Consider the following 538-nt stretch of genomic DNA (forward strand, 5'->3'; position numbering starts at 1 on the left):
ATACTTGCCGCCTTAACCGCTGCTTCAAAAGTTCCCAGTACTGGTCCTGAAAAGACTTCGCGGCAAGCGCCGATGCCTGGATCATCAAAACAGGCAACCACTACGCCATCGATGCCTTCTGCTTCTGCTTGTTGCAAACGTCTGATTAAACCAGGGACAGACATCGCTTCGTCGTGATGCCCTTGAATAGAAGCCGGTGCATCTGTACCAGAAGCACCAATAATGGTCGTGCCGACGCTGACTTTTTGACGCGCGCTTTCTACGATTTTGTCTGTCATAGACGTTGTAGAGTTTGGGTTCATAACTAAGATTTTCATAGCGACTCCCTATCTGTAAGTTTTGCTATTGGTTTCATTTTTCATTATTGGCTTTCGTGTTTTATTGTCCGCTTGTATATAATAATAGTTGTTAACAAACATTGTTAACTATTTTTGTTAACAAAACAATCAAAAAATTATAATATTTGTTGTAGAGCTAACAGCAGCACACTATAATTGCGCCTATGAATGTTATAAAAACCGAAAAAACAGCTTCTAGG

1 protein-coding gene is annotated in these 538 nt (G+C 40.9%); it reads right to left on the minus strand.

The annotated features are described in order from the left end of the window. Positions 1-317 (minus strand): aspartate/glutamate racemase family protein (locus tag ACS8FD_RS23985; protein WP_439277688.1); only part of this gene is annotated, 317 nt, incomplete at its 3' end. Between the last annotated feature and the right edge of the window lie 221 nt (positions 318-538).

The organism is Psychrobacter sp. 1U2, from assembly GCF_051847575.1.